This window comes from Robinsoniella sp., from assembly GCF_034124845.1.
Genome location: NZ_JAWYAJ010000252.1, coordinates 1 through 6,946, shown reverse-complemented (window position 1 = coordinate 6,946; position 6,946 = coordinate 1). Strand labels below are relative to the sequence as shown.

Sequence of the window (6,946 nt, the reverse complement as noted above, 5' to 3'; positions counted from 1 at the left end):
ATCCTGATATACCCTTCCTAAGTAGTCGACCTCATGATACTGAGTAGAACGGGGTTCTCCTGCATTTGCCATCATCGTATTTTCAGATTCAATTAAAAAATGCCCATTTGATAACGGATATCCTCCAAAGTTAGCCCCCGTGGAATACATTAATGCCCACCTGATATCCCCGCTGGAATCAAAACCATACAAGTGAGGAATTGCACCTCCGGTAACTACCATCAACTTTATAGAAGATTCTGTCGTCTTCTTTTCCATTTTCACTGCATCTATAAATGCATCAGGTAAAGAATCCGTCTGGATCTTCAGTTGGGAAGTTCGAGTTACTTTCCCATCCTTATCAAGTTCCTCAAGTAAAACATTATTATCCATATCCGCGTATAACCCAATGATAGGAATTATATGCTGTTTTGTCGCATCCAACGTATCTGTAATATCATTCTCCTGTGTTTTACCCTCTACAGTTACCTTAATCTGACTCTCTTCTTCTGTATTAAAAACCGCGACTGCCGTAAGAGGAGAATTCTGATATGGATTTTGAATCACTAATGGTTCTTCGAAGGTATATTGACCATTGTCTAATTCAGCCTGAATCATCTCGTCAATTTGAACTGTCTGTTCTTCTAATGACTGCGTTTGCTGTATTCCCTCAGATACTGATATATTCTTACCCGACTCTGCATTACTCTTAATTGTTTTCGTTTCGCTTCCATCCACTTTTACTTTTACATATTGTGGACCCTTGTCCTTTTTACTCAATCTAGTATTAATAAACCTAAAATTAGGCTGCGTTAAATAAAAGATTGCAGAACCAGCTAATAACAGCAGAACTACTGCCACTATGCTTCCAACAATAATATGCTTTTTTTTCTTACTCATTAGATCCCCCTATAAGATTACTCAACTGGTATACTTAACGTTTCTCCTTCAAATGGATATTCCAGTGTAAATTTGTTTGCAGACTCATCAACTTCATAGCAAATCCAACCTTCGTTAGTTCCAAAATTTAGTTTAGTACCCTGAAGACGTTTCATTCCTAAGTCACTAAGAAATGCATCATCCATTCTACTATACTCTTTACCATTTTCATCTATCAATTTTAATTTCGTAAAATCAATTTCTTCCTTGCTATCCACTTTTTCAAAAATAACCTTTAATAAGCAGAATTTCATTCCTTCTGAAGCTTCTTTATGATACTCACTAGATTCCACACTCGTATAACCTAATTGGGTAGAAACATTCTCAAGTTTTTTATCCAGCATTGACTCTTCATATGTAACTTTCCATCCACCAACTTCAGATACACTACCCGCTTTTGATGAACCATCTGATGTTTTTTCCTCTGATGTCTTTGTCGTTTCTGAATCCGCCACTGCCTCTGTTTTTGCAGTTTCCTTAGTGCTGTTATCACTTTGACACCCTGTTATTGAAAGAATAGATGCGCTTAATAATATAGCATATAACAATTTTTTCTTCATTAAATTTCTCCTCCTACTTTAATAAGTAATAATTCTAAACATACCAATTTAGAATCTTAGCATAAAAATGTGTATAAAATATGATAACATAGATTCGTGATGTCGAAAAGACTCATTTTTCAAGGTTCCGGCAAAAATATATCCCATCAAACTAATGAACTATCTCCGTTAACATCAGTTTGATAGGATATCGTTGTTTCTACAGCAATTCCCCATATCTCCGCATATACATCTTTTTCATAATTGTCGCCAATCCCATATAGCAAACGATAATTGCTGCCAAAATTACAAAATACACCGCCGGTAAACCTGCAAGCCCCAGTACGCTGCCTAATCCCGTAAATGGAATTGCGGTTGCTGCCAGAATTCCTCCCAGGGTCAGAATCGTGACCGGAGCGGATGCATGGCTCTGTATAAATGGAACCTTTGGTGTACGGATCATGTGAATGACTAAGGTCTGGCTCCACATGGATTCAATAAACCAGCCTGCCTGAAAGACTGCAATAAATGCATCCTGCATCTGGGGGTCAGTAATCTGGTGATACATGAAGCCTCCGCTCATCAGCGGACAAATTACAAAATACATCACCAGGTATGTTGCAATATCAAATACCGAGCTGGTTGGTCCTATCCACAGCATGAATTTGCTGACGGAAGATGCATCCCACTTTTTCGGCACAGCCAGAAACTCACTGTCTACATTGTCCCAGGGTATCGCTGTACAGGAAATATCATAAATCAGGTTCAGCAGAATTAAGTGGATTGCTGCCATTGGAAGAAAGGGCAGGAATGCGCTGGCTGCAAGTACCGAGAACATATTTCCAAAGTTTGAGGAAGCCGTCATTTTTATATATTTGATCATGTTGGCATTGGTTTTTCTGCCTTCCAGAATACCTTTTTCCAATACCATTAAATCTTTTTCCAGGAGAATCGTATCCGCCGATTCCTTGGCAATATCCACTGCTGTATCCACCGAAATGCCCACATCCGATGCCTTCATGGCTGCCGCATCATTGATCCCGTCGCCCATATACCCTACGGCATGCCCGTTGCTCTGAAGAATCTTTACAACTCTTGCCTTCTGGGCAGGGGAGAGTTTTGCAAATACCGTTGTTTTTTCTGCTTCTTCTGCCAGCCGGCAGTCATCCATGGCATCCACCTGAGTTCCTAAAAGGAGATGTTCCGTTGACAAGCCTACCTGTTTACAAATGCAGCAGGTAACCTTTTCATTGTCTCCGGTCAGGACTTTTACTTTCACACCATATCCGTGGAGTGCTTTTATAGCCGCAGCTGCTGTTTCCTTAGGCGGATCCAGAAATGCCAGGTAACCAATCAAAACCATTTCTGCTTCATCTGCAACGGAGAAGGCTCCCTCCGGCGAGGGATTCGTCTTCTGTGCCACTGCTATCACACGCATTCCGGTTTCATTTAATTCTTCAACCTTCGTGAGTATTTTGCTGCGCATCTGGTCTGTGAGCGGTTCCACTTTCCCTTCGTATTCTGCAAATGCAGAAACCCGAAGCATCTCCTCTACGGCACCTTTTGTAATCATCTGTGTCTTGCCGTTTTTATCCGCTACCACCACACTCATCCTGCGTCTTTCAAAATCAAATGGTATCTCATCTACTTTGGTGTAGTTAGACTGAATGCCCTGAAGCTGTAACTCCTGTTCCTGCAATTCGTTGGTTCTGTCTATAATTGCAATATCCATCAAGTTTTTAAGCCCCGTCTGATAATAACTGTTTAAAAATCCATGGCGCAGTACCCTTGGATCTTCATTTCCTTCGATATCCAGATGATATTCCAGTACTACCTTATCTCTTGTGAGGGTGCCAGTCTTGTCGGTACACAGGATATCAATGGATCCAAGATTCTGGATGGCATTGAGATTCTTAATAATAACCTTTTGCCTGGACATGGATACAGCACCTTTTGCCAGACAGGTGGTCACTATCATGGGCAGCATTTCCGGCGTCAGTCCCACCGCTACGGAAATGGCAAACAGCGCCGCATCCATCCAGTCATTTTTCGTATATCCATTGATAAAGAAGACCACCGGAACCATGATCAGCATAAATCGAATCAATACCCAGGAGACCGAGTTCACCCCTTTTTCGAAAGAGGTTTGTGCCGGCTTATCTGAAAGGGATTTCGCCATTTCACCCAGCATGGTATCATTTCCTACTGCAATAACTACGCCTGACGCACTGCCGCTGATTACATTACTGCCCATGAACGCCAGGTTGGAATAATCCGTTACTGCATCTGTGCTGCTTTCCAAAGCATATATACTATTTGTCACTGCATTGTTGCTGTCTGATAATGCACTGTACTTCTCTACCGGTTCACTTTCTCCGGTAAGTGCCGACTGGCTGATAAATAAGTCTTTTGCAGAAATAATCCGGATATCGGCGGGTATCATATCTCCTGCTGAAAGCAGCACCACATCCCCAACTGCCACATCTTCCAGCAGAATTTCACGCGTTCCTTCTTCCATTCTCTTTACACAGGTAGTGGTCCGTATCATTGCCGATAATCTGGCTGCTGCATTTCCACTTCTTGTTTCCTGTATAAATCGGAGCAGACCGGATATCATTACCATCGTTGTAATGATGATTACCGTAACCGGATTTTGTTCTCCCGGATCAGCAAAAAGAATATCCGTAAATACAGAAACTGCCGCCAATACAAATAAAATAGCGGTAAACGGATTAATAAAAGCCCCGCAGATTCTTTTGAAAAGAGACTCTTTCTGCCCATGGGTCACTATATTTTTTCCATAGGCTTCTTCCGAAGCTTCTAACTGTTCCTTTGTCATTCCCTCTGATGAGGTCTGAAATTCCTCATAAAATTTATTCCATTCAAGTGTTGCTGCATATTTTAATTTTTCGTTCACCGTCTCACGGCGAACCATATTTTTCATTCTGTTTTTTTTCATTGTCTTATACCTCCTTTTTTCAAATAACCTTACATGTTCTTAAAAAAGGGCATAAAAATCCACCGCTATCGTTTTCATTTACATAGCAGGCATAAATGCCGGGATTATTCGTTCCACAGCAAATATATCAAATGTGCATAAAAACAGCAGCGATGGCAGCTGATGAAATATTCACGAACCGGAAAATGACATTGTCTTCTAATAATTCAGATTACAAAACCACCCGGGAAGCCCAAGAATGGATGTGTGATCCACTCCCGGCGATTCCGAAACTTCATCTGTGCCCTCTGTGCTGATATTATATCGCTCATGACTGCCTCCACTATCCATTCTTACCACCTCCTTATTTTAAATAAAAAATCCCATACCAAAGGACAAACTATGGTATGGGAATATACATTCTACTTCAGCTACATTATAAAAATAATATAGAAACTGCCACCGTTTGAGCTTTAGTATCACAGGGCGATGAAACTGTATTATGCTGCACCTTGTTTTTCGATGCGGCCTGTTCAAACCAACTCATGATGTCTCCATCATTTCGCGGCAACAATCCGTATCCCTGTGGTAACCTTACCTACCGGAACTATTTAATTTTCTCCAGTGTACACCCCTGCACAGTGTTTGTCAAGGCTAACCTTAAAATTTTATTTCGTTATTGGATTTATTGGATTTACTAAAAAATTCAACCGTTATTGGTACTTGATCTAAAAAAATGCAGCGGAATCCGACATTGCCAATCGCATCCTCTGCATTTTCCATACTGTAATTGTCTTTTTATGTTTCCTGATTTATATATCTTGGTTTATATCTCCTGGTTTATATATGCTCATTCAGACTTTTTCCATTGGTAGCAATTACTTTTTGATACCAGTAGAATGATTTCTTCTTATAACGTTCTAAGGTACCGGAGCCGTCATCGTTTCGGTCAACATAGATAAAGCCATAGCGTTTTTTTAATTCTGCGGTTGAAGCACTTACCAGGTCTATGCACCCCCAGGTTGTATATCCCATCACCGGAACACCATCTTCTATCGCTTCTTCTACCTGCTTTAAATGGTCTCTTAAGTAGCCAATGCGGTAATCATCTTCTACCGTTTTATTTCCATCCATTCCCATTACCAGCTTATCCACAGCGCCCAGTCCGTTCTCCACAATGAAAAGCGGTTTCTGATAGCGGTCGTAAAAGGTATTCAGGACATAGCGCAGACCCTTGGGATCTATCTGCCATCCCCATTCGCTTTCCTTTAACAAAGGATTTCTCACCCCTCCCAGAAGGTTTCCTTTTCCCGATTCTCCAAGGCTTTTATCTGCAGTTTCACAGATACTCATGTAATAGCTGAATGATACGAAATCCACGGTATTTTTCAAAATCCTTTGTTCTTCTTCTGTGATCTTTAATGAAATGCCATGCTCCCTGAAATATCGGTTCATATAGCCTGGATAAGCTCCACGTACCTGTACATCCGCAAAAAACATGTTCAGATGATCTTTTTCCATCACTGCAATCACATCGTCAGGATTGGGGGTCAATGGGTAAATCGGCATACTGAGCACCATACAGCCGATTTGAAAATCCGGATTGATATGGTGTCCGATCTTCACTGCCATAGCACTTGCCACAAATTCATGATGCACTGCCTGAAACAGCTGTGTCTCCGTCAGCTGTTCTTTCGGTGTCTGAATTCCTCCGCTTAAGAAAGGCTCATGGAGAATGGAATTAATTTCGTTAAAGGTAAGCCAATACCTTACCTTGTCTTGATAGCGCCGAAATACACATGTAACAAATTTTTCATAGAAACCAATCATTTTCGGATTGATCCAGCCATCATATTCTTCCGCCAGATAGAGCGGTGTCTCATAGTGGGACAGGGTAACCAGCGGTTCCATGCCGTATTTGCGGCACTCATCAAACAGGTCATCATAGAATTTAAGCCCTGCCTCGTTTGGCTGTTCTTCATCACCCTTTGGAAAAATACGGCTCCAGGCAATGGATGTCCGAAATACTTTGAATCCCATTTCTGCAAACAGTTTGAGGTCTTCTCTGTATCTGTGGTAGAAATCAATGCCTACTAGCTTCATGTTATCGTCCGTCGGCTCTTTTGTCCTTGGGCCTGTAATGCCATGGGGTGTTACGTCCTGTATGCTCAGACCTTTCCCGTCTTCCAGATAAGCACCTTCGCACTGGTTTGCCGCAACTGCGCCGCCCCATAAAAAATTCTCCGGAAATCCCATTATTCAACTCCTCCTTTATTTAAAAAATGATATAGTGCTCCGATTAAATTTGCATCATTATAGAATTCACAATTGGTCACAACCGGTCTGGGGATATAGGGACTTAAAAATCTCATGGGGTGATTTTCCATATATCCGTCAATGCTTTTTTCCAGATACTCATGCAGCAGCGGCTGACAGCTGATGCCGCCGCCTACCGCAACCACATCCAGATCCAGCAGCATGTTTAGATTGCATACCTGCAGTGCAAGGCTGTCCGTAAAATCTTTCAGACCCTTTAACACCTTTTCATCAC

At 41.5% G+C, this 6,946-nt stretch carries 5 protein-coding genes, 1 pseudogene and 1 riboswitch; all 6 genes and pseudogenes read right to left on the bottom strand.

Annotation, left to right across the window (positions count from 1 at the left end; all coding sequences use genetic code 11):
* Window positions 1–879, bottom strand: an 879-nt coding sequence (locus tag ACH2DQ_RS12620) for an aryl-sulfate sulfotransferase (protein WP_395026941.1), incomplete at its 3' end; no start/stop codon positions are given.
* 17 nt (window positions 880–896) lie between these two features.
* The gene (locus ACH2DQ_RS12615; RefSeq protein ID WP_394912509.1) at window positions 897–1,478 is read right to left on the bottom strand and encodes a DUF4352 domain-containing protein; all 582 of its coding nucleotides are present in this window, start codon (window positions 1,476–1,478) and stop codon (window positions 897–899) included.
* Between the two features lie 199 nt (window positions 1,479–1,677).
* Complete coding sequence (gene mgtA, locus ACH2DQ_RS12610; protein WP_394912510.1) at window positions 1,678–4,416, bottom strand: magnesium-translocating P-type ATPase; 2,739 nt, start codon at window positions 4,414–4,416, stop codon at window positions 1,678–1,680.
* A 198-nt stretch (window positions 4,417–4,614) separates the two neighbouring features.
* A complete protein-coding gene (locus tag ACH2DQ_RS12605; protein WP_394912511.1) occupies window positions 4,615–4,746 on the bottom strand; it encodes a hypothetical protein in 132 nt (43 codons plus the stop codon).
* Window positions 4,747–4,845: 99 nt separating this feature from the next.
* A riboswitch (M-box (ykoK) riboswitch) is annotated at window positions 4,846–5,008 on the bottom strand.
* A 227-nt stretch (window positions 5,009–5,235) separates the two neighbouring features.
* The gene (locus tag ACH2DQ_RS12600; RefSeq protein ID WP_394912512.1) at window positions 5,236–6,651 is read right to left on the bottom strand and encodes a glycoside hydrolase family 1 protein; all 1,416 of its coding nucleotides are present in this window, start codon (window positions 6,649–6,651) and stop codon (window positions 5,236–5,238) included.
* A pseudogene (locus ACH2DQ_RS12595) lies at window positions 6,651–6,946 on the bottom strand (ROK family protein); the annotation flags it as partial. The pseudogene ACH2DQ_RS12595 and the gene ACH2DQ_RS12600, both read right to left, overlap by 1 nt.